This is a genomic window from Actinokineospora baliensis (assembly GCF_016907695.1).
GTDB classification, from domain to species: domain Bacteria; phylum Actinomycetota; class Actinomycetes; order Mycobacteriales; family Pseudonocardiaceae; genus Actinokineospora; species Actinokineospora baliensis.
Map to the genome: position 1 here is coordinate 1,715,369 of NZ_JAFBCK010000001.1, position 24,021 is coordinate 1,739,389.

Below are 24,021 nucleotides of genomic sequence, written 5' to 3' on the forward strand. Positions count from 1 at the left end.
CTCGTCGATCCTCGCTCCGTAGCCGCTACCGCCTCGCCGACCCCGGGTCCCGCCTCCGGTCCCGGTGCCGTGTCACCCTGGTTGACGTCCGGGGCGCACTTGGGGTTGTCCGACGGCCCGTAGGCTAGCGAGGTGCCGCCGACGACCCGACGCCCGCCCCAGCCAGCAGCCGAGGAGACCGGGCGCGACCTGGGCCTGACCAGGCGGGTGCGCAGGATGACCCGCGCGCTCGCGGAGGGCTACCCGGACGCGCACTGCGAGTTGGACTTCACCACCCCGCTGGAACTGGCCGTGGCCACGATCCTGTCCGCGCAGTGCACGGACGTCCGGGTCAACCTGACCACGCCCGCCCTCTTCGCGAAGTACCGGACGGCCGCCGACTACGCCTCCGCCGACCGCCTAGAGCTGGAGGAGTTCATCCGGCCGACGGGCTTCTACCGCAACAAGACGAGCTCTCTTATCGGTCTTGGCGCCGCGCTGGTCGAGAACCACGGCGGTGAGGTGCCCGGGAAGCTCGAGGAGCTCGTGAAGCTCCCAGGCATCGGCCGCAAGACCGCGAATGTGATCCTGGGCAACGCGTTCGGCGTGCCGGGGATCACTGTGGACACCCACTTCGGCAGGCTTGTGCGGCGCTGGGGGTGGACGGAGGAGGAAGACCCGGTCAAGGTCGAGCACGCGATCGGCGCTCTGGTCCCGCGCAAGGACTGGACGATGCTCTCGCACTGGGTGATCTTCCACGGCCGCCGCGTCTGCCACGCCCGCAAGCCCGCCTGCGGTGCCTGCCTGCTCTACCGCGACTGCCCCTCCTTCGGCGATGGACCCACTGAGCCGGAGCAGGCCGCGAAGCTGGTCAAGGGCGTCGAGGCACCGCACCTGATCACGCTTGCGGAGAAGACCCGCGACGGCTACAAGCCCGGGAAATCGACCGGGTGACCACGACCGCGAGGTGGGTGCTGGTAGCGGTGATCCTCGTGGTCGCCGGGGCGGTGGCGTTGTGGCCGCGCGGGTCGGACCCGGCCCCGGCCCAGCCGGGGCCGGACCTCACCGCCGAACGCACGGCCGCCGCCCTGCAGCCCTGCCCGACCGGCTCCGGTGTCCCCGGCCTGGCCGACGCAGGCGCCGAGTGCCTCGCCGACGGAACCCGGGTCAGCGCGGGCAACGTCCTCGGGGGTCGACCCGTCCTGGTCAACGTGTGGGCGACCTGGTGCATGCCGTGCCGCGACGAGCTCCCGCTGCTCGCTGAGTACGCGGCGAGCCCCGGCGCGGTCGAGGTCGTCGGGGTCGCGGTGCAGAGCCCGGACAAGGACGCGCTGCAGCTGCTGACCGCACTCGGCGTGCGGTTCCCGAACCTGCTAGACCGTGATGGTCAAGTTCAACGGGGGCTGCGGGTGCCGGACGCCCTCCCAGCCTCGTACCTGGTCGCCGCGGACGGCACCGCCACGCTGATCACGCAGCCACGGCTGTTCCGGTCGGTCGAGGAGGTCCGCTCGGCCGTGGAGAGCCACGTCAGCCAGGTCGGAGGGGGCCGATGAGCACGCATGGACCGCTGGTGGACCCGGCGGGGCTGCCGGACTGGCTCGGCCCCGTCGTCGCCGCGACCGAGAACCTGGACCTGGGGCTGTGGCGCCGGTTCGCCGCGCCGGGGCCTGGCTCGCGCGACGCCGCGGTGCTGATGCTGCTCGGCGAGACCGAGGACGGCCCCGACCTGCTCTTCCAGCTGCGCGCCGACACCGGCGGCAACCACTCCGGCCAGGTGGCCTTCCCCGGTGGTGGTGCCGAGCCAGGTGACGCCGGACCGGTGGACACCGCGGTGCGGGAGGCGGTCGAGGAGACCGGCTTGGACCCGACCGGTGTCCGACCGGTGGCGTTGCTGCCGAGGCTGCACGTCCCCGTGTCCGGGTTCGACGTGGCGCCGGTGCTGGCGCACTGGGAGCGGCCGAGTCCGGTGCGCGCGGTCGACGCGGCCGAGACGCAGGCCGTGGCCCGGATCCCGGTCGCGCACCTGGCCGATCCGGCGAACCGGTTCCGGGTGTCGCACCCGAGCGGCTACACCGGCCCTGCCTTCGCCGCCCCCGGCATGCTGATCTGGGGTTTCACCGCCGGGTTGTTGACCATGCTGCTGGCCGTGGGCGGCTGGGAGCGGCCTTGGGACACCGGTGACGTGCGCGACCTGGCCCAGGCGTGGCGCGGGGTCGGTTCGGGGGTCCGGTCGTGAACTGGGTGGATGTGCTGGTGATCGCGCTCGCCGTGCTGGCCGCGGTGTCCGGGGCGCGCCAGGGCGTGGTGACCGCGCTGCCCGCGTTCATCGGGGTGCTGATCGGCGCGATCGCCGGGATCAAGCTGGCGCCGCTGGTGGTCGAGCAGATCGACTCGACGCCGACCAGGGTGGCCTTCGCGGTGGCGGTGTTCGTGCTGCTGGTGGCCCTCGGCGAGACCTTCGGCGTGTGGATCGGCCGGACGATCCGGCAGAAGATCTCCTCGCCCAAGCTGGCCGGGGTGGACAGCGCGCTCGGCGCCGTCGTGCAGGGCGTGGTCGTGTTCGTCGTGGCGTGGTTGATCGCGCTGCCGCTGACCACCGTCGGCGGGTTGCCCGGCCTGGCGTCGGCGATCAACAACTCCGCGGTGCTCGGCGGCGTCAACGACGTGATGCCGCAGGCCGCGCGCGGGTTGCCCAACGAGCTGCGGCAGCTGCTGGACGTCTCCGGGTTCCCGGCCGCGGTCGACCCCTTCGACCGGACGCCGAACAAGGAGGTCGACCCGCCCGACCCGGCCTTGCAGGCCAGCGCGGTGGTGCAGCGGGTGCGGCCGAGCGTGCTGAAGATCAACGCGAAGGCCCCGTCCTGCGAGCGGGCGCTGGAGGGCAGCGGGTTCGTGGTCGCCCCGCAGCGGGTGATGACGAACGCGCACGTGGTCGCGGGCACGGACGAGGTGAGCGTGGAGGCGGGCGATCGGACACTGCGGGCCACCGTGGTGCACTACGACCCCGCCACCGACTTGGCCATCTTGAGCGTGCCCGCGCTTAAGGCCGATGTCTTGCCGTTCGCACCGGATGACGCCTCTAGTGGCCAAGACGGCATCGTGCTCGGCTACCCGCTCGACGGGCCTTACACCGCCGCGGCTGCGCGCATCCGGGATCGTCTCCCACTGCGCGGTCCGGACATCTACGACGCCAACACGGTCACACGGGACGTGTTCACGCTGCGCGCCAAGGTGCTGAGCGGCAACTCCGGTGGCCCTGTGGTCAACCCGAACGGCGAGGTCATCGGCGTCGTGTTCGGTGCGGCGGTGGACAACTCGGAAACCGGGTACGCCTTGACCGCGGCTGAGGTGCGCGCCGAGGTCGATCAGGCGCCGTCGCTGCGGGAGCCCGTGGGCACCGGTCGCTGCTCCAACTAGCCCTTCACGAAGGCGGTTAGGAGCGCGTTGGTCGCCTCCGGGGCCTCTTCGTGGGGGAAGTGCCCAACCATGGGGAGCTCGTGCGCCTCGGTAGCGCCACCGATCCAGGGCGCGGAGGTACCACGGGTGCGTGGCAGCACGCAGGGGTCGTCGGCGCCATAGAGCTGCAGGACGGGGGCCTCGATCTTGCGGCCTAGCGCCTCTGTGAACCGGCGTCCCTCGCCGCGCACCTGCGAGCGCACAGCCCAACGGAGGTACTCGAGCGAGCTGTGCGCGGTACCAGGAACCAGCATCGCGGTCCGGTAGCGCTGCGCGGCTTCGGGTAGCTCGGCCCAGTACTTGCCCGACCAGGAGCGCAGCCGGTCTTCGATCAGGGCAGCGCCGTCGTTGGTGAGGCGCCGCTCGGGCAGCATGGGGAGCTGGGCAGTGAACAGGTGTCTTAGCGCGCGGGCTTGATTTCGTGGGCTCCTGCGCAGAGCAGTCCGGCGGATCTGTCCTCTTAGGGCAAGAGGGTGCGGGGCAGAGAACGTCGCCAACGACTGCACAACGCGCGGGTGCAGTGCAGCGACTGTCCAGGCCAGGAGACCACCCCAGTCATGCCCGACCAGGTGCGCCTTCGGCTCGCCAAGGGACTTCACCAACCCGGCGACGTCACCGGCCAACGTCCAGGCGTCGTAGCCGCGCGGCGGCTTGTCCGAGTCGCCATAGCCGCGCAGATCGACGGCGACGGCTCGGAATCCGGCATCGCCCAGCGCGGTCAGCTGGTGGCGCCAAGACCACCAGAAGCCGCCGAACCCGTGCAGCAGCAGCACGAGCGGACCCTCACCGGTCTCGGCCACGTGCAGCCGGATGCCGTTCGCGTAGACGTCGCGGTGCGCCCACGGGCCATCGATGCGGACGCTCGACGGGTCCGGGCGGGCGGGCACGGGTCGCTCAGGACTTGGTGTCGCCGCGGTGGGTCAACGCGGCCGCGGTGTCCTTGACGGTGGAGATCGTGCGCTCCGGCGCCCGCAGCGACTTGAGCTTGCGCATGCCCAGCAGCGTGAACAGGAATGACACGGCCAGCATCAGCAGGAACACGCCGCCGAAGGCGATCGAGCGCAGCACGCCGAAGTCGGCGACCATCTCGGCCAGCGCGAAGAACAGGAAGAAGGAGCTGTAGAGCAGCACGGTCAGCGCGATGATGAAGAAGACGCTGCCCTTGATCCCCTTCTTCACCTCCTTGGTGACCTCGGACTTGGCCAGCTCCACCTCGGCCCGCACCAGGGTCGACAGGTGGGCGGTGGCGTCCTTGACCAAGTGGCCGATGGACTGCTCGCCACCCGCCGCGATGGCGCGGTCGTCAGCGAGGGGGATCGAGGGGACTTGCGGCAGCCCCGAACCGTCTGCTTTTCCGTGCGCGCTGGTCACCTGCGTCATCGTGCCATGCCCGGTCACGGGGGGCCGGGCGGGCGGTCCCCCGCCGCGTTTCGCCGGTGCGCCCGGCCACGTCCGATGAGCAGCGCCGCTGCCACCAGCGAGGCCACCATGGACGCGATCAGCACCCCCGCCTTGGCCAGTTCGGCGTCCGCGCCGCTGAGGGACAACTCGGCGATGAGCAGGCTGACCGTGAACCCGACGCCCCCCAGCATCGCCACCGCCGCCAGATCGCGTTTGCCGAGGTCGGCGGGCAGGGCCGCCACTTTGAGGCGTACCGCGAGCAGGGCGGCCCCGGTGATGCCGACGAACTTGCCCACCACGAGGCCCGCGAGGACCGCCAAGACCAGGCGGTCGCTGGTGAGCTTGCCGAGCGCATCGGCCCCAACGGGGACCCCGGCCGCGAACAGCGCGAACACGGGCACGGCGACGGCCGCGGACCACGGCTGGAGGCGGTGTTCCAAGCGGAGCGCGGGGGCTTCCTTCTCATAGGGGTCTTTCCGGACCCGGGTCAGCAACGCCAGCGCGACCCCCGCGACGGTCGCGTGCACCCCAGAGGAATGCACCGCGACCCACACGGCGACCGCGAGCGGCACATAGAGCCAAGCCGAGGTGACCCGGCGGCGTTGGAGGTACCAGTACCCGGCGAGGAGGACCGCCGCCACGCCCGCCGCGACCAGGTTGAACGAGCTGGTGAACAGGATCGCGATGAGCAAGATCGCACCCAGGTCGTCCACCACGGCAAGACTGAGGAGGAACACCCGCGCACTGCTGGGCATCCCGGAGCCTGTCAGCGCCAGCACGCCCAGCGCGAAGGCGATGTCCGTCGCCACAGGTACCGCCCACACCGCCTCTGCGCGCGGATCGCCCCACGCGACCGACAAGGCGACCAAGGCGGGCACGACCATGCCGCCGACCGCCGCGATCACCGGCAGCAGGGCCGACTTGAAGTCGGACAACTCGCCAAGCACCAGTTCGCGCTTGAGCTCCAAGCCCGCGACGAAGAAGAAGATCGCCAGCAGCCCGTCCTTGGCCCACTCGCCAACGGTCAGGTCCAGGTGCAGGAGGTGTGGACCGATCACGGTGTCCCGAACACCGGTGTAGAAATCGGACAGCGGCGAGTTCGCCAGCACCAAGGCGAGCGCGGCAGCGCCTAGTAGGACCATCCCGCCGACGGTCTCGGTCCGCAGGTAGCGGGCGAACTCGGTGAGCACCTTGGGGGCGGATGGGCGGCGGCGGTGCGACAAGGGCTGCTCCTAGGCATGGCTGATCGTCTTGCCGACCAGACTTCCCGGCGCACCTAACGCCAAGCCTAACCTGCCTGGTCCTATCCCACCGTCACGCCGAAGAGCACTCCGACGTAGTAGGTCACCACCATCGCCAACACGCCTACGACGACATTGCGTGTCACGGCCCGGCGGGCCTGGGCTCCTCCAAGCCGCGCACTTATGTAGCCGGTCAGCACCAGGCCGACGATCACCGCCGCCATGCAAGTGCCGACGCGAGCACCTACGGGTGGCAGCGCGATCGCGACGAGGGGGATAAGAGCACCCACTGCGAACGACAGGAACGATGCCCACGCGGCCTGCCACGGGTTGGTGAGGTTGTCCGGGTCTATCTGCAACTCGGCCTCTGCGTGCGCGTGCAGCGGGTCCTTCTCGGTCAGCTCGTGCGCGACCTGCGCTGCCAACTCGGGGGAGAGGCCCTTCTGCTGGTAGATGTCGGCTAGCTCGCGCTCCTCGGCCTCTGGCATCTCGAGCAGTTCGCGCTCCTCCTTGCGCAGCGCTGCCAGTTCCGTGTCGCGCTGTGTGCTCACAGACACGTACTCGCCGCCCGCCATCGATAACGCGCCCGCCGCCAGACCCGCCACCCCGGCGGCCAGGATCGCGGTGCGCTCCGCGGTGGCCCCGGCGACGCCCACCACGAGCCCCGCGGTCGAGATGATGCCGTCGTTGGCGCCGAGCACCCCGGCACGCAGCCAGTTCAGCCGCCCGGCCAGTCCGTTGTGGTGCGGCTCACCCTCGTGCGGGACGCGTTCGTCGGTATCCACTAGGGCATTCTCCTCTCGATGTGGTGAGAGGGAGTGTTGCGATGCCTGACTCGGGCAAGCCCATGCCGACCTGGCGTGCTGTCGCGTTGATGTTCCGGGTACCCCGCCGCGGCCGGGGGTTCTGGTTCAGCCTGGCGATCGATCTGATCTGGCCGTTGCTCGCGGTGTTCACCCGGCTGCGGTTCCGCGGCGCGGAGAAGCTGCCGAAGTCCGGTGGCGTCGTGCTGGCGTCCAACCACCTGTCCTTCGCCGACCCGGTGACGGTGACCGCGTTCTCCTTGGCCGCGGGCCGCATCCCGCGCTACCTGGCGAAGGCCAGCCTGTGGAAGATCCCGGTCGTCGGCAAGGTCCTCGCGGGCGGCGGGCACATCCCGGTCGAGCGCAACACCGCCCAGGCGCGGCACGCCTACCTCGGTGCGGTCAAAGCGATCGAGGGCGGTGAGTGCGTGATGTTCTTCCCCGAAGCGGGGTTTTCCGACGACCAGGACCACTGGCCGTCCAAGCGCGTGAAGAACGGCGTCGCGCGGGTAGCGCTGGAGACCGGCGCCCCGGTGATCCCGGTGGTGAACTGGGGCACGCACAAGCTCTTGCCCGCCACGGCCAAGTTCCCCAAGCTCTTGCCACGCAAGACGATCGACATCGTCGCGGGTGACCCGGTGGACTTGTCCGATCTGAACGGTACCGACCGCGAGTCCATTGAGGAGGCCATGAAGCGCATCATGAACGCCATTGCCGAGCTTCTGGCCACACTGCGCGACGAGGCGCCCCCTACCCGGTGACCGGGTAAGAGGGCGCCTCGTATGCGTTAGTCCTCAGAGGTGTTGGTCTTCAACCCGCTGCTGATCAGGTCCATCACCGTCGAGTCCGCGAGCGTGGTGGTGTCACCGATCGCCCGGTTCTCCGCCACGTCGCGCAGCAGTCGGCGCATGATCTTGCCGCTGCGGGTCTTGGGCAGCTCGTTGACGATCAGGACCTGCCTCGGCTTGGCGATCGGGCCGATCTCGCTGGCCACGTGGTCGCGCAGCGTCTTCACCGTGTCGTCGGCCGCCTTCGCCGAGCCGCGCAGGATCACGAACGCCACGATGCCCTGGCCGGTGGTCGCGTCGCTCGCGCCGACCACCGCCGCCTCGGCCACCGTCGGGTGCGACACCAGCGCCGACTCGACCTCGGTGGTGGAGATCCGGTGCCCGGAGACGTTCATCACGTCGTCCACCCGGCCGAGCAGCCAGATGTCGCCGTCCGCGTCGTACTTCGCGCCGTCACCGGCGAAGTAGAAGCCCAGGTCGGCGAAGCGCGACCAGTAGGTGTCGCGGTAGCGCTCGTCGTCGCCCCAGATGCCGCGCAGCATCGACGGCCACGGCTGGTCGAGCACCAGGTAGCCGCCACCGCCGTGCGCCACCTCCCGGCCCTGGTCGTCGACGACCTTCGCCGAGATGCCCGGCAGCGGCCGCTGCGCCGACCCCGGCTTGGTGTGCGTCACGCCGGGCAGCGGGCTGATCATGATGGCGCCGGTCTCGGTCTGCCACCAGGTGTCCACGATCGGGGTGCGATTGGCGCCGATGTTCTCCCGGTACCAGATCCACGCCTCGGGGTTGATCGGCTCGCCGACGCTGCCGAGCACCCGCAGGCTCGACAGGTCGTAGCGGGCCGGGATGTCGGCGCCCCACTTCATGAACGTCCGGATGAGCGTGGGCGCCGTGTAGTAGATCGACACCCGGTGCTCCTGGATGATCTCCCAGTGTCGACCTTCGTGCGGGGTGTTGGGCGTGCCCTCGTAGACCACCTGGGTCACCGCGTTGGACAGCGGCCCGTAGACGATGTACGAGTGCCCGGTGATCCAGCCGATGTCGGCGGTGCACCAGTAGACGTCGGTCTCCGGCTTGAGGTCGAAGACGGCGTGGTGGGTGTAGGAGGCCTGGGTGAGGTAGCCGCCCGAGGTGTGCAGGATCCCCTTGGGATTACCGGTCGTCCCGCTGGTGTAGAGGATGAACAGCGGGTGCTCGGCGTCGAAGGCCTCGGCCGCGTGCGTCTCCGGCTGGCGATCGACCAGCTTGTGCCACCACACGTCGCGGCCCTCGGTCCAGCCGACCTCGCCGCCGGTGCGCCTGACCACGAGCACGTGCTCGATGGAGGGCGTGTGCGCGGTGGCCTCGTCGGTGTTGTCCTTCATCGGGGCCGGTGCGCCGCGCCGGTACTGCCCGTCTGAGGTGATCAGCAGCCGCGCCTGGGCGTCGTCGATGCGGGTGCGCAGCGCGGTCGAGGAGAACCCGCCGAACACCACGCTGTGCACCAGGCCGAGCCGGGCGCAGGCCAGCATCGAGTAGATCGCCTCGGGGATCATCGGCATCTGGATGGCCACCCGGTCGCCCGCGCGCAGGCCGAGCTCGCTCAGCGCGTTGGCGGTCTTGCTGACCTCGCGCAGCAGGTCGGCGTAGGTGATCGTCCGGCTGTCGCCGGGCTCGCCGACCCAGTGGATCGCGACCCGGTCACCGAGGCCCGCCTCGACGTGACGATCGACACAGTTGGCCGCGACGTTGAGCTTGCCGCCGACGAACCACTTGGCGAACGGCGCGTCGTCCCAGTCCAGCACCCGCTCCCAGCGGGTGTCCCAGGTCAGCCGCTCGGCCTGCTCGGCCCAGAACGCCTCGCGGTCGGCACTACCCCGCTCGTAGGCGGCCGCTCCGACGTTGGCCGCCGCGCTGAACTCCTCCGCCGGGGCGAACACCCTGCTCTCGGTCGACAGGTTGTCCAGCGTCGGTTGCTGACCGGACTGCTCGGTCATGGACCTGACCTCCTCGGTGATCTCCTGGCGGCTGGCGCGGCCGGTTGTCGAGAGGAATCTAGTGCTCCTGGCGCCCGCCCGACAGTCCGACACCGCATAGGTATAGACCAGTAGGGCCCTGCTCGGAGTTCGTCCGATCGGTGGGTATCTGCTCCGTTCGGCTGTCCTCTTCCGATTCTGCGGAAAGTAGCCTGGTGGGGACGTACCGTGGTCGGCGGTGATCCGGACAGGAGATGGCCGAGCAGGCGCGAGGAAGTCGATGTCGGGTGGGGGGACGATGGGTGGGCGCTCACCGCTGGCGGGACCGGAGTTCCGCGCCCTGTGGGTCGCCGAGGCGCAGTCGGTCGCCGGTGATCAGCTCGCCAGGGTCGCCATCTCGGTCCTGGTCTACCAGCGCACCTCGTCCGCGGCGCTCACCGCGCTCACCTACGCGCTGACGTTCCTGCCCGACATCGTCGCCGGGCCGCTGCTGTCCGGGCTCGCCGACCGCTTCCCGCGCCGCGAAGTCATGGCCGCCGCCGCGCTCAGCCAGGCGCTGCTGGTCGCCGTCATGGCCATCCCGGGCGCCCCGATCTGGCTCGTCGCCGTGTGCGTCGCGTTGGAGGCCGCCGCGCAGGCGCCCTTCAAGGCAGCGCAAACCGCACACGCCCGCGTACTCCTCGGCAACGAGCACCTGGCCGCCGGGCAGGCGCGGTTGACCACGCTGCGCGAAGTCGGTCAACTCGCCGGACTCGCGGGCGCCGCCGCCGTAGTGGGTCTGCTCGGCACCACGCCCGCGCTCATCATCGATGCGGCGACGTTCGTGGCGTCGGCCGCGCTGCTGCGGTTCGGGCTGCGGCCCCGGCCCGCCGCCAGGACCGCCGCCGTCGCCGGGGACGGTGTACTGCTCCCGGATCGCCGTAGGCGCGCGGTGGTGGCTCTCTCGCTCTTAGCCGCGCTGACGGTGCTGCCGCACGGGTTGATCGTGCCTCTGGTGCACGAACTCGGCGCCCCCATCTGGACGGTGGGGTTGCTGCTCGCCGCTGACCCGCTCGGCCTCGTCGTCGGTGCTTACGTCTTCTGCCGGTCCGGCAGACCGCGGGACTCGCAGCACGCGCTGATCGCCCCGCTGGCACTGGTCTGCCTGGGTGCGCTGGTGTTCTTCGCGGCTCGCCCGCACCCGGTGCTCGCCGCGCTGCTGCTGGGGATCTCCGGACTCGGCGCCGCTTACCAGATCCTCGCCAAGTCGGCCTACGTCGAAATGCTCCCGGACGCGATCACCGGGCGCGCCACCGGCATGGTCCGAACCGGCCTGCGTGCAGGGCAGGGCCTGTCGGTGCTGGTCGGTGGCCTGCTCGCCGAAGCTCTCGGTTCCGCTTCGCTGACCATCGCGCTGGCCGGTGTGGTCGGGACCATAGGCTGCGCGATAGCGGGCTTCGTCTGGCACCAGGGGAGGGCCGCGGTACCGAGGGAGGCGGTGGCATGAACCAGGATCAGTACTCGCGGTTGCGCATCGCGGCTTCCTCCTCGACGGTTGGGACTGCTGGATCGACTCGGACCGAGGTGGGGGCCATCGCCCGCACCGCCGGGCTCAGTACTCGCGGTTCCGCACGGTCATACCTCCCTCTCGGGTCCTGGGGGACCACCCGTACCCCGCCCGCCGCGGGGCACGTCCAGTGTCCCGTCTGTCGCAAAGGGGGACAATGCCCAGTCTGACAAGTCCCCGGGGCTCCCGCTTGTCCGGCATCCCCCTACCGAACCGGATAAGGGGCCTCGACCTCCTCGCCCACACGACGACCTCCGGTTTCGCGTGGATCGTGGCCACCGAGGTGACGATCTTCGCATGGGCGGTGGTCGGTGCGGTGTCGGCCGGATGGCCGGATTCCCTTTCCCTGCGGCTGTTCGCGCTGCTCACCGCGTTCGCGATACTGCACATGGAGGCAACCCGACCGGCGGAAGAACGACGCAGGGCCGCGCATCTGGCGGGTGAGCACATCGACCACACGGGGGTATGGACGGCGGCGGGCGCGCTGGTGCTGCCGATCCCGCTCGTCGTGGTGCTCGTGCTGATCATCCGGGTGCGCCGGTACTTCATCGCCAGGAAACCCCCCGGACGCTACGTGTTCACGACCTTCGCCATCACGTCGTCCGCTTTGGCCGCCCAGGCGCTGGCCACCGCGACCCCGCTGCACAACTGGGTGCGCGGTGCGGCGGTCGAGCCGAACCAGGTGCTGCTGGCCACGATCACCGTCGCGGGCGCGTTCGGGGTGTACTACCTGGCGCAGACGGTCGTGATCGGGATCGCGCGGGGACTGCGCGGCGACTGGTCGTGGGTGTCGATCCTGGGCAACCGCAAGGAGAACGCCGACCTGGCGATCACGCTGTGCCTCGGCCTGATCGCGGCATGGGGCGCCGGTGTCGCCTATGGCCTGCTGCTGGCGGCGTTATCGGTCGTCGTGGTCGGCTACACCCGGCACACGCAGCGCATCGAGCAGTTGGAAGTGGAGCGCGACCGGCTGGAGGTCGACGCGCTGCACGACCCGTTGACGGGCTTGGCCAACCAGCGCGGGTTCAACCCGGCTGCTGCGCTGGCGCTGGTGGCGGACCAGGCCAGGCGCCGTCCCACCGCGGTGATGATGTTCGACTTGGACCGGTTCAAACAGGTCAACTCCCGGTTGGGCCATTTAGGCGCCAACGAGGTTCTTAAGGCGCTCGCGGGGGTCTTACGCTCCAGCGTCCGCCGCGACGACCTTGTGTGCCGTTGGGGCGGCGAAGAGTTCTCCGTGCTCTTACCGAGCACCTCTAGGGCCGACGCGTGGGCGATCGCGGAGCGTATAAGAGGTGCGGTGGAGGCGATGACCGTGGAGCTGACCAAGGCTGCCGGTGGGCGCACAGAGTTGGTCGGTGAGTTCACCATCTCCGGCGGTATCGCGTTATCCCCTGAGCACGGGACGGATCTGGCCACACTGCAGGAGTACGCCGACCAGGCCCTGGCGAAGGCGAAGGACGGCGGCCGCAACCAGATCCGGGTCTCGCCGTCGGTGCCGCTGCCCGGCCCGCGCACGAACCGGGAACGGACGCTGGACCCGAGCTAGCGGCCGGTGAACCCGCCGGTAGTGTCGGTGGGGTGACCGATCCGTTGGCCCCGCTGCTGGACCTGCCCGGTGTCTCCGACGCTGTTGAGCGGGCCAGGAACGCGGTCGCCGAGGTGCACCGGCACCCCGCGAACCGGCGCGGCTGGCCCACTACGGCTGCTGAGGCCTCTGTTCGCGCCGCCCGGGCTTCGGCCGTACTGGACGGTGGTCCTGCCGACATCCCCGAGGACGGTGGGGTGACCGACCCGGTGTTGGCGGGCGCACTACGAGTCGCTGAAGCGCTAGGGCCGTTGCTGCCGACCTGGGAGCGGGCCCCGATGCAGGCGTTGGCCAAGTTGCACGTTCTCGCTGCCGCGGATCTGGTCCACAGTGACCACTTGGGTAGGCCTCGCCCCGGTCTTGGGGTGACGAGCAGGCTGGACCTGCTCGCCGGACTCGTTGCCGGTGGCTCTAAGGCGCCTGGTCCTGTTCTGGCCGCGATCGTCCACGGTGAACTACTCGCTCTTAAGCCATTCGGCGCCGCAGATGGTGTGATCGCCCGCGCGGCAGCCCGCCTTACGCTCATCAGCACCGGGCTGGACCAAAAGGGACTCGCTGTCCCAGAGGTCGCTTTCCTCCGCCGGGCAGAGGTCTACCGCGCTAAGGCGGCCGCGTTCGCCTCTGGTGGCCCTGATGGTGTCACCGAGTGGATTGTCTATAGCTGCGAGGCCATCGAGGCCGGGGCGCGCGAGGCGACCGGGATCGCCGACGCCGCGGGCTGATCAGTAAACGTGTGCGCCGAGGAGCCCCAGCGCCCGGCGGACGTGCCCGCTGGACTCCGTGAGCGCCCACGCCGCTTCCCTGATGTCCACACCGGACAGCAGGTGCACCATGGCCACCTTGAGGTCGCCGTGCGCGGCCAGCAGCGCCGCCGTGCACTCCTGCTGCCCGGACCCCGTCGCCTCGCGCAGGATCCGCAGGCTCCGGCCGCGCAGCTTGGCGTTGGTGGCGCGCATGCTGACCATCAAGTTGGAGTAGGTGCGGCCCATCTTGACCATGACCGCGGTGGAGAACGTGGTCAGCAGGATCTTCTGGGCGGTGCCCGCCTTCATCCTGGTCGAGCCGGAGATGGCTTCCGGGCCGGTGTCCACGGAGATCACCAGGTCGATGCCGGGTGCGCGAGCGGCATCGGGGTTGTTGGACACCAGCGCGGTCGCAGCGCCGATCCCGTGCGCCTCCGCGAGCGCGCCCAGCACATAAGGCGTGCGCCCGGAGGCAGTTAGGCCGAGGACGAAGTCACCGGGGCGGGAGTCGCGGCGCATCTCGGCCGCACCCGCGAGCTCGTCGTCCTCCGCGCCTTCAACCGCTTCCCGCAGCGCGGTGGGGCCGCCCGCGTGGTGGACCACGAACCAGCCGTCGGGCACGTTGTAGGTGGGGGTCAGCTCGGCGGCGTCAAGGGTGGCCAACCGGCCAGACGTGCCCGCGCCGACGTAGTGCACGCGGTGACCGCCTTGTAGCGCTTCGGTGGCCATGTCGACCGCCCTGCTCAACTGCGGCAGTGCGGCGGCGACCGCCGTGGGGACCAGTTGGTCCTCGGAGTTGATGGTGCGCAGGATCTCGAGCGTGCACATCTGGTCGATGTCCTTGGTGCGCGGGTTGCGCCGCTCGGTCGGGGAGTCCACGTGGACCGACTGTCGTGGCACGGTCATCTCAGTTCCCCCTCCCCGGAGCGGTTCACCCGCGCACCCGGTCTCATTTCCCGGTCTCCCGCGGCTTGCGCCGCCCGTCGTGCCTGGTCTCCAGCCGGTGCGTGCCGACCGCGTCGCGGGTGGAGTCCAGCGCCCGGATCGACTGGTCGAGGTGGCGCTGGGCGACCCCGATGAACAGGCAGTCCACGACCGTCAGCTGCGCGATGCGGCTGGCCGTCGCCCCGGAGCGGAAGGTGGTCTCCCTGGCCGCGGTGGTGAGCACGAAGTCGGCCACCTCGGCGATCGGGGACGTGGGGTAGTTGGTCAGCGCGACCGTGGTCGCGCCGTGCTCGCGCGCGGTGCGCAGCGCCTCGACGGTGTCGGCGGTGGCGCCGGTGTGCGAGATGGCGACCGCCACGTCGCCGGGGCCGAGCACCGCGGCCGAGGTCAGCATGATGTGCGTGTCGTTCCAGGCGAAGCTCACCCGGCCGATCCGGTGCAGCTTCTGCTGCAGGTCGGCGGCGACGAACGCGCTCGCGCCCACCCCGTAGACGTCGGTGCGGCCCGCGGTGGCCACCGCCTCGACGACCTTGGCGAGCACGTCGATGTCGAGTTGCTCGGCGGTTTCCTCGACGGCCCTGGCGTCGGCGAAGGTGACCTTGCCGACCACGGTCTTCAGGTCGTCGTCGGGGGCGATCTCACCGCCGAGGTCCCGGTCGGCGCGCGCGGCGGTGCGAGCCGTGTCGGCGGCAAGGGCGATCCGCAGCTCGGGGTAGCCCCCGACGCCGATCGCCTTGCAGAACCGGGTCACGGTTGTCTCGCTGGTACCCGCCGCCTCGGCGACCTCGGTGATGCTGCGCCGCGCCACGGTGGACGGGCTGTCGAGCACGACCTTGGCCACCCGCTGCTCCGCACGGGCTAGGCCGGGCAGGAGCGAGCGAATGCGGACCAGTGGGCTTGACTCGCTGTGTTCTGGCGTCATTTGACTCGCACTCACGTGGGAAACTTACTAACAGTTATGAGGTAGTACAAGGCGGTGCATGACATCCGGCGGCAACGCTACCCGGATGTGTCCGTACCGGTCGTCGCCCCTGGTGGGGGCTTGCTCACCGCATCGCTGGACGAACGCGGATTGTTAGCACCCAAAGGTCAACGAGTTTTGGCCTCCCACCCGAGCGGGCGTATCAAGTGGGGTTGTTTCTCACCGTTGAGCAGGATTCGACCACCGTGAGTGACGAGAATTCGATCAATCGTGACCCCCCGTCCGGTGTAGCGACTGTCTGTGACATACCGCCACCGAAACGTCACATGCGGCCCGACCGGCACAATCGCGTTGACTGTCCACCAACTGCGGTGCCCAGAACCGGACAAAGCGGCTACTTCTCCCCCCGGTGCGCCCGGCCCGACCGCCCGCAGGGGCACCGTTCGCCAGGTTTCGCCCACCCCCGCCTCGAGCACGAGACCGTCCTGTGGATCAGTGTCGACGAACACGTCGAACCGCACCGCCGTGGCCGCCAACGGGGGAGTGAGCAGCGTCGCGCCACCCGTCGCGGTGTACCAGGCCGTTGGACCCTGGCGCGGGCGGACCGCTAGTGCTCTGGCCAGCGAAGTCGCCAACGCCTCCCGGGCGGAGTTGATCGAACCGTTGGTGCGCACGGGGTGCACCCGGTTGGTCAGCAGGACCGCGATGGACCGGGACGCCGGGTCGAGCACGAGCGAGGTGCCGGTGAAGCCGGTGTGCCCGGCGGTGCGGGGACCGGAGAGGCCGCCCATGTACCAGCGCTGGTCGAGCTCGAACCCGAGCCCGTGGGCGTTACCCGGGTAGGCCGCGTTGTGGTTGGTCAACATCTCCCGGACGCTGGCCTCCCGCAGGACCCGCTTGCCCCGGTAGCTGCCGCCGTTGAGGATCGCCTGGCCAAGCACGGCCAGGTCCGTCGCGGTGGAGAAGACGCCCGCGTGTCCGGCGACCCCGCCGAGCGACCAGGCGTTCTCGTCGTGGACCTCACCCCGAACCATCCCGCGCGCGGGCGACGTCTGGTACTCCGTCGCCGCGATCCTGCTCCTCTTGGCGGCCGGGGGGGTGTAGCCGGTGTCTTGCAGCCCTAGCGGCCCGGTGATCCTCTTAGCGACTACTGCGTCTAGGGGTTCGCCGCTCAGTTGCTCGACCAGCACGCCCAGGGTGATGAGGTTCAGGTCGGAGTAGGTGTAGGTGCTGCCTGGCGGAGCCGACGGCGCGTGGTCCATGACGGCCTTGATCCGCGAGGGCTTGTCCGGCCAGTCGCGCCAGAGGGGGATGAACGGCTCTAGGCCCGAGGTGTGGGTCAGCAGCTGCTCGACGGTGATCGCCTCTTTGCCGTTGACGCCGAACTCCGGCAAGTAGGTCGCCACCCGTTCACCGATGGCGAGCTTGCCGTCCTCGGCTAGCTGCAAGACGGCTATAGAGGTGAACAGCTTGCTCACCGACGCCACGTCGAAGATGGTGTCCGTGCGCATAGAGACCTGCTGATCGCCGGGCAGTTCCGTGGTGGCATCTATGTACCGCACGGCCTTGCCGGTCGCGGTCAGGTCGACGACTACGCCATCGTGGGCGAGTAGCGACACCGCGCCTGGGAAGAGCGGGCTGCTGGCGATCGCTGCCTTAGCCGTCTCTATAGGCGCGGGATCCAGACCGGCGGACTCGGGGCTACCGGCGCGCAAGACGGTTGTCGGCGGGGAGAACCCCTCCTGCGGACGGTCGAACCGGCCGGACGGGCCACCTCCCGCTGTGATCGCCAAGACCGCCACCGCCGCTCCCAGCTGCGCGAGCACCGCCTGCTACCAGGTCAAGCCGTGGTCATAGGGGTACAGCGGCAGCGCGGGGTCGTTTTGCAGGAACACGTCCACCGGCAACTTCCCGCGCGGCGCGACCTCCCCGAACAGGACCCTGGCCAGGGACTCTAGAGACACAGCGCGCCACGAGTAGGTCGCCACCCAGTTCGGTGCCGCGGCGAACCCAGGGTCGTAGGGCGTCTGCGTCGCCACTGCCACTACCGGAATCCCGGTCTTCACCAACGCCGCGACCAGGGCCTGCTGCTCGGTGTTGCTCGCCAGGTTGTTGGTCAGCACGACCACGAGGTCGGTGCCATTGGCGGCGGCAACGGCCTGGTCGACCAGCGCCTTCGCGGGCCGCGGGCCCGTCGGGATCGAGTTCGCAGTCGAACCGCGCGTGCCTATAGCGGCCGCCAGGGTGTTGGGGGAGTTGTCCGGGTTCGACGGGTCGCCCACGCCGGTCACCAGGACTCGACCAGGTGCGGTGCGCAGTGGCAGGGTCCCGTCGTTGGCGAGGACCGTCACCGTCCGGTCGGTCAGCCGTTGGATCGCCGCTTTGTGCTGCGGTGCGCCGACAAGACGGCCGACCGTGCGTTCGTCCACCAGCGGCTGGGACACGATCCCGCGCCGCCACTTCAACGCCAGGATCCGCCGCACGCTCTCCTCAATCCTGGCCGGGGTCAGCCTGCCCGCGTTGACCGCGGCGAGCACCGATTGCTCGGCCAGTGCCAGGTCGGGCGGCATCAGGAGCTGGTCGACACCGGCCTCCAGCGCCAGCACCGGGATCTCGGCGTCGCCGAACATCTCGCGCACACCCTGCATCCCCAGGGAGTCGGTGACCACGACGCCGTCGAACCCGAGCTCGCCGCGCAGCAGCCCGGTGATGATCGGCCGCGACACCGTGGCGGGCACGCCGGACGGGTCGAGGCTGGGGAACTGGATGTGCGCCGTCATGATCGAGTCGACACCCGCCTCGACCGCGGCCCGGAACGGCGGCAGGTCCACCGACCGCCACTGCTGCGCGGTCCGGGTGATCGCGGGCAGACCGGTGTGGCTGTCGGTCGCGGCGTCGCCGTGGCCCGGGAAGTGCTTGGCCGACGCGGACACCGTGTCGGCGGGCTTGCCGCTGGACTGGTAGCCCCGCACCTGGGCGGTCACCATGTCGGAAGCCAGGTCCGGGTGTGCGGAGAACGACCGCGCGCCGATCACCGGGTTGCGCGGGTTGGAGTTGACGTCCGCGACCGGGGCGAAGTTCTGGTTGATCCCCATGGCCCGCAACTCGTTGGCATTAACGCTCGCCAGCGTCCGCGCATCAGCCGCACTACGACCGGCGCCTATAGCCATCGCGCTGGGGAACTCCGTAGCTGGCGCGGGTACCCGAGTGACGTTCCCGCCCTCTTGGTCGATCGACACGATAAGAGGCAGGTTGGGGGCAGAGTTGAGTGCCGCCCGCTGGAGACCATTGGAGAACGCGGCCAGCTGGAGCGGGTTGTCGACGTTGTCCGTACCGGAGTTGTTGAAGTAGATGACGCCGCCGACCTGGTAGCGCTGTACGACCTCGGCAGGGGTGTCCACGCCATAGTGCTGCCGGTTGCTCGGGTGTACCTCGGTCGCGGACTTGCCCCAGACGGTGGCCACGAACAGCTGCCCGACCTTCTGCTCCAGTGTCATCCGCCGCACGCGCGCGTCCACCCAGGCGTCCATCAGCGCATCCTGGCCCAGTTGCGGCGCGGGTTGGGTGCTGGCGCCGTCCTCGGGCGCGGCTGTGGACGCAGGCGCGACGACCAGCGGGACGACGAGGACCGCGGAGGCGGCGCAGGTGCAGGCAGCGGCGACCGCGGTGAGCGACCAGCGGAGGGCGCGAGTGGGCACTGCCGTCTCCCGGGTTGTGAGTTCTTCACCACAAGCAGGATTACCGTGGTGAAGTTACCCATTGCCGGGAGCGGTGGTCAACGCGGGAAACGATTTGGGCGGTCCCGCTCACCAGGAGCAGGACCGCCCAAAGTCGCGGCGCGAATCACTCGGTTTACCAAGCGTGCAACTGAAGTCGTACCTACCTGGCCTCGGCGTCCGGCGTCCCGGTACGCAGTCCCTTGACGACATGCCTCCCGCGGCGTGCTGCGCGTGGGTGCTCCGGTGTTCGCGCACGGAGCCCGCTCGGGGTGGATCGGAGCTTCTCTTCGCTCCGCCCCTGGCCGACCCGGGGTCCGCACCACCCTTTCTACCCAGTGAGGAAGGTCACTTCAAGGGCACTTTCGTGTGCACCGGTCAAGGTCTCGGCAAGCGTCGACCGCGACTCCCGGTGAGCGTAGGCTGCGCGGCCTCCCCCGACCGTTGCGGGTGACATCCCTTGCGCGACCTGGGAAAGCCGTTATCTGCGCCGCCGCCGGTGCAGTCCGTACCAGGCGGCGCCCGCGGTGGCCACCGCTCCGAGGCCGATCGCGGTGACCGCGACCGCCGTCCCGGACGGGGCGTGGAAGCGCGAGCGCAGCGACACCGGCTTGGTGAAGGTGAGCACCGGCCACTCCCGCTCGGTGGCCAGCTTGCGCAGGCCGCGGTCGGGGTTGACCACCGACGGCTTGCCGACCGCCTCCAGCATCGGCAGGTCGGTGCTGGAATCGGAGTAGGCGTGGCTGACCGCGAGGTCGTAGCCGTTGCTCGCCGCCAGCTCGCGGATCGCGGTCGCCTTGTTCGGGCCGTAGCAGTAGAAGTCGATCTCGCCGGTGTAGCGGCCGTCCACGGCGACCATCCTGGTGCCGACGCTGTGCGTCGCCCCGATCATCAGCGCGATCGGGGTGACGATCTCCTCACCGGAGGCCGACACCACCACCACGTCGTGCCCGTCGGCCTTGTGCGCGGCGACCAGTTCGGCGGCCTCGGCGTAGACGAGCGGGTCGACGATGTCGTGCAGCGTCTCCTCCACGATGGACCGGACCTGCTCGACGTCCCAGCCCTCGCACAGCGCGGTCAGGTGCGCGCGCATCCGCTCGACCTGGTCGGCGTCGGCACCGGAGGACGCGAACACGAACTGCGCGTAGGCGCTCTTGAGCACGCCGCGCCGGTTGATCAGGCCGCCCTGGAAGAACGGCCTGCTGAAGGCCAGCGCGCTCGACTTGGCGATCACCGTCTTGTCGAGGTCGAAGAAGGCCGCCACCCGGCCGGGCTGGGGCGCCGCCTGCGCGCCGGAGTCGCTCACCCGGCCAGCATAAGGAGTCGGGTCGGGTGGGCGGGTCGCAGCGGGTTCGGTTGCCGGTTGCCGGGATGTCGCCCGATGCCGTGGGAAGCGCACGTGGACACTCGGGTGGCGGTCGCGGATACCGGTCACGGACGCGCCGGGCCGGAACTCGGCAGGGTGTCTTCTGCCGTATGTGGCCATCGGGTGGCGCGGAGGGGATACAGTATGGCTACCCGGCCTTGGAGCCGGGCCGGTTCAGTCCGACCCCCCGGGGCTGAACCCGTTGACGACCCCCGCCCCTCCCCCCTGGCGGGGGTCGTCCCATTTCCGGGGTGCGGCTGCCCCCTCCAGCTTGCCCTAGGCCACCGACAGTCTGCCGCCACGACCCGCCAGACAACTCCCAGTTATCCACAACGCGGCCAGCCATCCACAGTCTGACCAGCCCTCTTCCGGTCGTTCCCAGTTTCACCAGATTCTGGTCACAGCCCGGACGAACGAGGAGGAGCTGTGAACCGACCGACCGCGTGGCTGCGCGCGGAACCTGTGCTCGAACACGTGCTGCGGCTGTGCGCCGCCGCGGGCACCGAGGCCGACCAGGCGCACCGGGTCGCCGAGGTGCGGGCGGCCTGGGCCGGTGCGCCGCTGGTGCTGCTGGACGACCGCGCGGTGATCGCGTGCGCCGAAGCCGGTTTGCCCAGGCGCGGCGGGATCGTGCTGGTCGTGGCGGGCACCCCGCCACCGGACTGTTGGGAGCACGTGGTCCGCCTCGGCGTCGAGCAGGTCGTGTCGCTGCCGGAGGACGAACCCTGGCTGGCCGCGGCGTTGGCCGACAGCACCGACGCCCCAGCGGGGACCAGGGGGCGGGTGCTCGCCGTCCTCGGTGGCCGGGGTGGTGCGGGCGCATCGGTGTTCGCGACCGCCGTCGCCCTCGCCGCCGTCGGCGCGGGCGCGAACGCGCTGCTGGTCGACTGCGACCCGATGGGCGGCGGCCTGGATCTGTTGCTGGGCGCGGAAGAAGAGCCCGGTCTGCGGTGGCCGGATGTCCGGTTGCGGTCGGGTCGGGTGCCGGTGTCCAGCCTGCACGCGTCCCTGCCCGGCCGGACCAAGGGGAAATCCCGGCTGACGCTGCTCTCCGGTGCGCGAGAGGGCGACGGGCCCTCGTCGGACGCGGTGGTCTCGGTGGTGGAAGCCGGGAAACGGGCGGGGGAGACGGTGGTGTGCGACTTGCCGCGAGCACCGGATCCCGCGACCAGGGCGGTGCTGGACCGGGCGGACCTGACCGTCATCGTCATCCCCGCCGAGCTCCGCGCCGCCGCGGCGACCAAGAGGCTGAGCAAGTACCTTGCCGCTCAAGGAGTCCAGCCCGCACTGGTTGTTCGCAACGCGCCGCACCTGCGTCCATCGGACATCGCCAAGGCCGTGGACCTACCGCTGCTGGCGACCTACCGCCGCGACCCTGGCCTGCCCGCTCGCCTCGACGGTGGCACGTTCCCCTTGCGCGGCTCGCTGTCCCGGGCCAGCAACACCGTGTTGCGCGCGTTGAAGACGGGGGCGGGCCGTGTCCGCTGATCTGGTCGACAGGGTGCGGCGCCGGTTGATCGGTGGTGGAGCCGACGCCTCGCCCGCGGCGGTCGCCCACGCGGTCCGGGCCGAGGTCGGGGTGGTGGGCGACGCGGACGTCATGTCAGCGCTCGCCTTGCTGCGGCAGGAGTTCGTCGGTGCCGGACCACTCGACCCGCTGCTGCGCGACAGCGGCACCACCGACGTCCTGGTCACCGGCCCCGATCAGGTCTGGGTCGACGGTGCCACCGGTCTGCGCCGAACCGCCGTCCGGTTCCCCGACGAGGACGCTGTCCGCCGGTTGGCCCAGCGGCTGGCCATGGCGGCCGGGCGGCGGCTCGACGACGCACAGCCCCATGTGGACGGTTGGTTGCCCGGCGGCCAGGTGCGGCTGCACGCCGTCCTCCCACCGATCGCCGAGCACACGTGCGTTTCGCTGCGGGTGCTGCGGCAGGCGAACCACCGGCTCGCGGATCTCCAGGCGCTCGGCACCTTCAGCGCGGAGGTCCACCAGTTGCTCGCCGCGATCATCAGCGCCCGGTTGGCCTTCCTCGTCACCGGTGGCACGGGGGCGGGCAAGTCGACCCTCCTGGCCGCCCTGCTCGCCGTTGTCCCCCTGGGCGAGCGCATCGTCTGCGTTGAAGACGCGGGCGAGCTCCACCCCGACCACCCGCAGTTCATCCGATTGGTGAGCCGCCCGCCCAACATCGAGGGCGCGGGCGAGATCACCCTCCGCGACCTGGTCCGCCAAGGGCTGCGCATGCGACCTGATCGCATCGTCGTCGGTGAAGTCCGCGGCGCCGAGGTCATCGACCTGCTCGCCTCGCTCAACACAGGGCACGACGGCGGCGCGGGCACGGTCCACGCCAACTCGCCCCAGGAGTTGCCGGCACGCCTAGAGGCCCTCGCTGCACTGGGCGGCCTGGACAGGCTGGCGTTGCACAGCCAACTGGCCGCCGCCGTCCACCTTGTCCTTCACATGCGCCGCGACCCCACGCCAACCCTCAGTGAGATCGCTGTGCTGACTAGATCCCACACCACAGTCACCACGCAGACCGTCTGGCACAACGGAACTTGGACAGATCGCCCCGCGCTGGCCGCGCTGCTGGCCTCTAGGGGTGTGTCATGGTCCTAGCCCTGCTGGCGCTGGCGATACTTGCGTGGCCCTCTATGCGGGCCACCCGGCGCCTGCGCGCTCTCAAGGCTGCGTCACCCAAGCAATGGCGGCTGCCGCGTCCCGCGATCGGGGTGCTCGTCTTGCTCAGTGCTGCCGCCTGGTTCGCCCTAGGACCGGCAGGCACCGCCGCCGCCGTCCTCGTCGGCTCCGCCCTACTGCGCCGACGCCAAGCCAGCCTCCGCCTACGTCAGCGCCTAGCCGAATCCGAGGAGCTCAGCGAGGCCCTAGCCAGCCTCGCCAGCGAACTGACCACCGGCGCCCACCCCGTCACCGCCGCCGAACGCACCGCCCAAGACCTCACCCCACCAACCGCCCGCAGCCTCCAAGCAATAGCCACCGCCACCCGCCTAGGCGGCGACATCGAGATCAACCCCCCAGACCTCCACCGCTCCTGGCGCCTCACCACCCGCTATGGCATCCCCCTAGCCGCCACCCTCACCGCAGTCGCCCACGCCTTGTCCCACCAAGCCCGCTTCAGCAAAGCCGTACTGGCAAAGCTGGCAGGCCCCCAAACCAGCGCAGCTGTCTTGTCCGCGCTCCCCCTGATCGGCCTAGCCCTAGGCGAAGCCATCGGCGCCCACCCCCTAACCACCTTGACCTCAACCCCCCACGGCCAACTCCTGCTCCTCCTAGGCGCCACCTTCACCACCGCCGGTCTCCTCTGGACCACCCGAATCATCACCCGCGCGGTTCCGACATGATCGCCAACCCTTGCCTCCCCAGTCGCATCGTTCAGCGAGCGACGGTTCCGGCTCCTGACGGCGCTAGGCGGGATCTCCACCGGCCGTCAGCCTCCTCTGGCCCGCCGAATCGTCATCCGCGCGGTGCCCACACGATCTCCACATCGCCCACGATGCAGCGGATCCGGTCTTTGCCGCGCCTACCTCAACTCCAACACGGCCAGGTCATGCTGATC

Annotated in this window: 21 protein-coding genes; 11 read left to right on the plus strand and 10 right to left on the minus strand. The window is 70.2% G+C overall.

The window, feature by feature from the left end; translation table 11 throughout:
- Positions 1-216: 216 nt before the first annotated feature.
- The 4 genes from nth to JOD54_RS08185 are packed head-to-tail and all read left to right on the plus strand — an operon-like array spanning position 217 to position 3,396.
- Complete coding sequence (nth, locus tag JOD54_RS08170) at positions 217-933, plus strand: endonuclease III (RefSeq protein ID WP_204456147.1); 717 nt, start codon at positions 217-219, stop codon at positions 931-933.
- Complete coding sequence (locus tag JOD54_RS08175) at positions 930-1,532, plus strand: TlpA disulfide reductase family protein (RefSeq protein ID WP_204449943.1); 603 nt, start codon at positions 930-932, stop codon at positions 1,530-1,532. The genes nth and JOD54_RS08175 overlap by 4 nt, the downstream gene beginning before the upstream one ends.
- Positions 1,529-2,215, plus strand: coding sequence for an NUDIX hydrolase (locus tag JOD54_RS08180; protein ID WP_204449944.1), 687 nt, complete (start codon positions 1,529-1,531; stop codon positions 2,213-2,215). The genes JOD54_RS08175 and JOD54_RS08180 overlap by 4 nt, the downstream gene beginning before the upstream one ends.
- Positions 2,212-3,396, plus strand: a complete 1,185-nt coding sequence (locus JOD54_RS08185; protein WP_204449945.1) for a MarP family serine protease — start codon at positions 2,212-2,214, stop codon at positions 3,394-3,396. The genes JOD54_RS08180 and JOD54_RS08185 overlap by 4 nt, the downstream gene beginning before the upstream one ends.
- On the opposite strand, the gene JOD54_RS08190 is transcribed toward JOD54_RS08185, so the two are convergent.
- The 4 genes from JOD54_RS08190 to JOD54_RS08205 form a co-directional block, all read right to left on the minus strand.
- Positions 3,393-4,322, minus strand: a complete 930-nt coding sequence (locus JOD54_RS08190; RefSeq protein WP_204449946.1) for an alpha/beta fold hydrolase — start codon at positions 4,320-4,322, stop codon at positions 3,393-3,395. The two genes, JOD54_RS08185 and JOD54_RS08190, sit on opposite strands and share 4 nt — an antisense overlap.
- 7 nt (positions 4,323-4,329) lie before the next feature.
- Positions 4,330-4,815: a phage holin family protein gene (locus JOD54_RS08195; RefSeq protein ID WP_204449947.1), complete on the minus strand. Its 486-nt coding sequence runs from the start codon at positions 4,813-4,815 to the stop codon at positions 4,330-4,332.
- A gap of 14 nt (positions 4,816-4,829) precedes the next feature.
- Positions 4,830-6,059, minus strand: a complete 1,230-nt coding sequence (gene nhaA / locus JOD54_RS08200; RefSeq protein ID WP_204449948.1) for a Na+/H+ antiporter NhaA — start codon at positions 6,057-6,059, stop codon at positions 4,830-4,832.
- 80 nt (positions 6,060-6,139) lie between these two features.
- Positions 6,140-6,862: a VIT1/CCC1 transporter family protein gene (locus tag JOD54_RS08205; RefSeq protein WP_204449949.1), complete on the minus strand. Its 723-nt coding sequence runs from the start codon at positions 6,860-6,862 to the stop codon at positions 6,140-6,142.
- Between the two features lie 41 nt (positions 6,863-6,903).
- On the opposite strand from JOD54_RS08205, the gene JOD54_RS08210 reads away from it, so the two are divergent.
- On the plus strand, positions 6,904-7,641 hold the full coding sequence (locus JOD54_RS08210) for a lysophospholipid acyltransferase family protein (protein ID WP_372440279.1): 738 nt from the start codon (positions 6,904-6,906) through the stop codon (positions 7,639-7,641).
- A 26-nt stretch (positions 7,642-7,667) separates the two neighbouring features.
- On the opposite strand, the gene acs is transcribed toward JOD54_RS08210, so the two are convergent.
- Positions 7,668-9,644: an acetate--CoA ligase gene (gene acs, locus JOD54_RS08215; RefSeq protein ID WP_204456149.1), complete on the minus strand. Its 1,977-nt coding sequence runs from the start codon at positions 9,642-9,644 to the stop codon at positions 7,668-7,670.
- A gap of 277 nt (positions 9,645-9,921) precedes the next feature.
- Between acs and JOD54_RS08220 the strand changes: the two genes are divergently transcribed.
- The 3 genes from JOD54_RS08220 to JOD54_RS08230 all read left to right on the plus strand — a co-directional run bounded on the left by JOD54_RS08220 (position 9,922) and on the right by JOD54_RS08230 (position 13,479).
- On the plus strand, positions 9,922-11,109 hold the full coding sequence (locus JOD54_RS08220; RefSeq protein ID WP_204449950.1) for an MFS transporter: 1,188 nt from the start codon (positions 9,922-9,924) through the stop codon (positions 11,107-11,109).
- Between the two features lie 217 nt (positions 11,110-11,326).
- A complete protein-coding gene (locus tag JOD54_RS08225) occupies positions 11,327-12,718 on the plus strand; it encodes a GGDEF domain-containing protein (RefSeq protein WP_204449951.1) in 1,392 nt (463 codons plus the stop codon).
- 32 nt (positions 12,719-12,750) lie between these two features.
- The gene (locus tag JOD54_RS08230) at positions 12,751-13,479 is read left to right on the plus strand and encodes a Fic family protein (RefSeq protein WP_204449952.1); all 729 of its coding nucleotides are present in this window, start codon (positions 12,751-12,753) and stop codon (positions 13,477-13,479) included.
- On the opposite strand, the gene JOD54_RS08235 is transcribed toward JOD54_RS08230, so the two are convergent.
- From JOD54_RS08235 to JOD54_RS08255, 5 genes are all read right to left on the minus strand, one after another.
- On the minus strand, positions 13,480-14,406 hold the full coding sequence (locus tag JOD54_RS08235) for an N-acetylmuramic acid 6-phosphate etherase (RefSeq protein ID WP_204449953.1): 927 nt from the start codon (positions 14,404-14,406) through the stop codon (positions 13,480-13,482). It abuts the gene before it with no gap.
- 43 nt (positions 14,407-14,449) lie between these two features.
- A complete protein-coding gene (locus JOD54_RS08240; protein WP_204456150.1) occupies positions 14,450-15,367 on the minus strand; it encodes a MurR/RpiR family transcriptional regulator in 918 nt (305 codons plus the stop codon).
- Between the two features lie 167 nt (positions 15,368-15,534).
- Positions 15,535-17,193 carry a serine hydrolase domain-containing protein gene (locus tag JOD54_RS08245; protein WP_204449954.1) on the minus strand — a complete coding sequence of 553 codons (1,659 nt, stop codon included), beginning with the start codon at positions 17,191-17,193 and terminating at the stop codon, positions 15,535-15,537.
- Positions 17,194-17,199: 6 nt separating this feature from the next.
- On the minus strand, positions 17,200-19,065 hold the full coding sequence (locus JOD54_RS08250; RefSeq protein WP_372440280.1) for a glycoside hydrolase family 3 protein: 1,866 nt from the start codon (positions 19,063-19,065) through the stop codon (positions 17,200-17,202).
- A gap of 499 nt (positions 19,066-19,564) precedes the next feature.
- Entirely contained in the window at positions 19,565-20,389 is an 825-nt protein-coding gene (locus JOD54_RS08255; protein ID WP_307859886.1) for an HAD-IB family hydrolase, read from the minus strand.
- Between the two features lie 486 nt (positions 20,390-20,875).
- Between JOD54_RS08255 and ssd the strand changes: the two genes are divergently transcribed.
- The 3 genes from ssd to JOD54_RS08270 are packed head-to-tail and all read left to right on the plus strand — an operon-like array spanning position 20,876 to position 23,806.
- A complete protein-coding gene (gene ssd, locus JOD54_RS08260) occupies positions 20,876-21,937 on the plus strand; it encodes a septum site-determining protein Ssd (RefSeq protein WP_204449955.1) in 1,062 nt (353 codons plus the stop codon).
- Positions 21,927-23,063, plus strand: coding sequence for a TadA family conjugal transfer-associated ATPase (locus JOD54_RS08265; protein ID WP_204449956.1), 1,137 nt, complete (start codon positions 21,927-21,929; stop codon positions 23,061-23,063). Before ssd ends, JOD54_RS08265 begins: the two co-directional genes overlap by 11 nt.
- Positions 23,054-23,806, plus strand: a complete 753-nt coding sequence (locus tag JOD54_RS08270) for a type II secretion system F family protein (protein ID WP_204449957.1) — start codon at positions 23,054-23,056, stop codon at positions 23,804-23,806. Before JOD54_RS08265 ends, JOD54_RS08270 begins: the two co-directional genes overlap by 10 nt.
- Positions 23,807-24,021: the final 215 nt, after the last annotated feature.

What these genes read in the sequence shown, in the direction of transcription:
- JOD54_RS08235 (WP_204449953.1), bottom strand. Translation starts at nt 14,406, where the DNA reads ATGACCGTGCCACGACAGTCGGTCCACGTGGACTCCCCGACCGAGCGG.
- JOD54_RS08195 (WP_204449947.1), bottom strand. Translation starts at nt 4,815, where the DNA reads ATGACGCAGGTGACCAGCGCGCACGGAAAAGCAGACGGTTCGGGGCTG.
- acs (WP_204456149.1), bottom strand. Translation starts at nt 9,644, where the DNA reads ATGACCGAGCAGTCCGGTCAGCAACCGACGCTGGACAACCTGTCGACC.
- nth (WP_204456147.1), top strand. Translation starts at nt 217, where the DNA reads ATGACCCGCGCGCTCGCGGAGGGCTACCCGGACGCGCACTGCGAGTTG.
- JOD54_RS08225 (WP_204449951.1), top strand. Translation starts at nt 11,327, where the DNA reads ATGCCCAGTCTGACAAGTCCCCGGGGCTCCCGCTTGTCCGGCATCCCC.
- JOD54_RS08240 (WP_204456150.1), bottom strand. Translation starts at nt 15,367, where the DNA reads ATGACGCCAGAACACAGCGAGTCAAGCCCACTGGTCCGCATTCGCTCG.
- JOD54_RS08270 (WP_204449957.1), top strand. Translation starts at nt 23,054, where the DNA reads ATGGTCCTAGCCCTGCTGGCGCTGGCGATACTTGCGTGGCCCTCTATG.
- JOD54_RS08180 (WP_204449944.1), top strand. Translation starts at nt 1,529, where the DNA reads ATGAGCACGCATGGACCGCTGGTGGACCCGGCGGGGCTGCCGGACTGG.
- JOD54_RS08210 (WP_372440279.1), top strand. Translation starts at nt 6,904, where the DNA reads ATGCCTGACTCGGGCAAGCCCATGCCGACCTGGCGTGCTGTCGCGTTG.
- JOD54_RS08220 (WP_204449950.1), top strand. Translation starts at nt 9,922, where the DNA reads ATGGGTGGGCGCTCACCGCTGGCGGGACCGGAGTTCCGCGCCCTGTGG.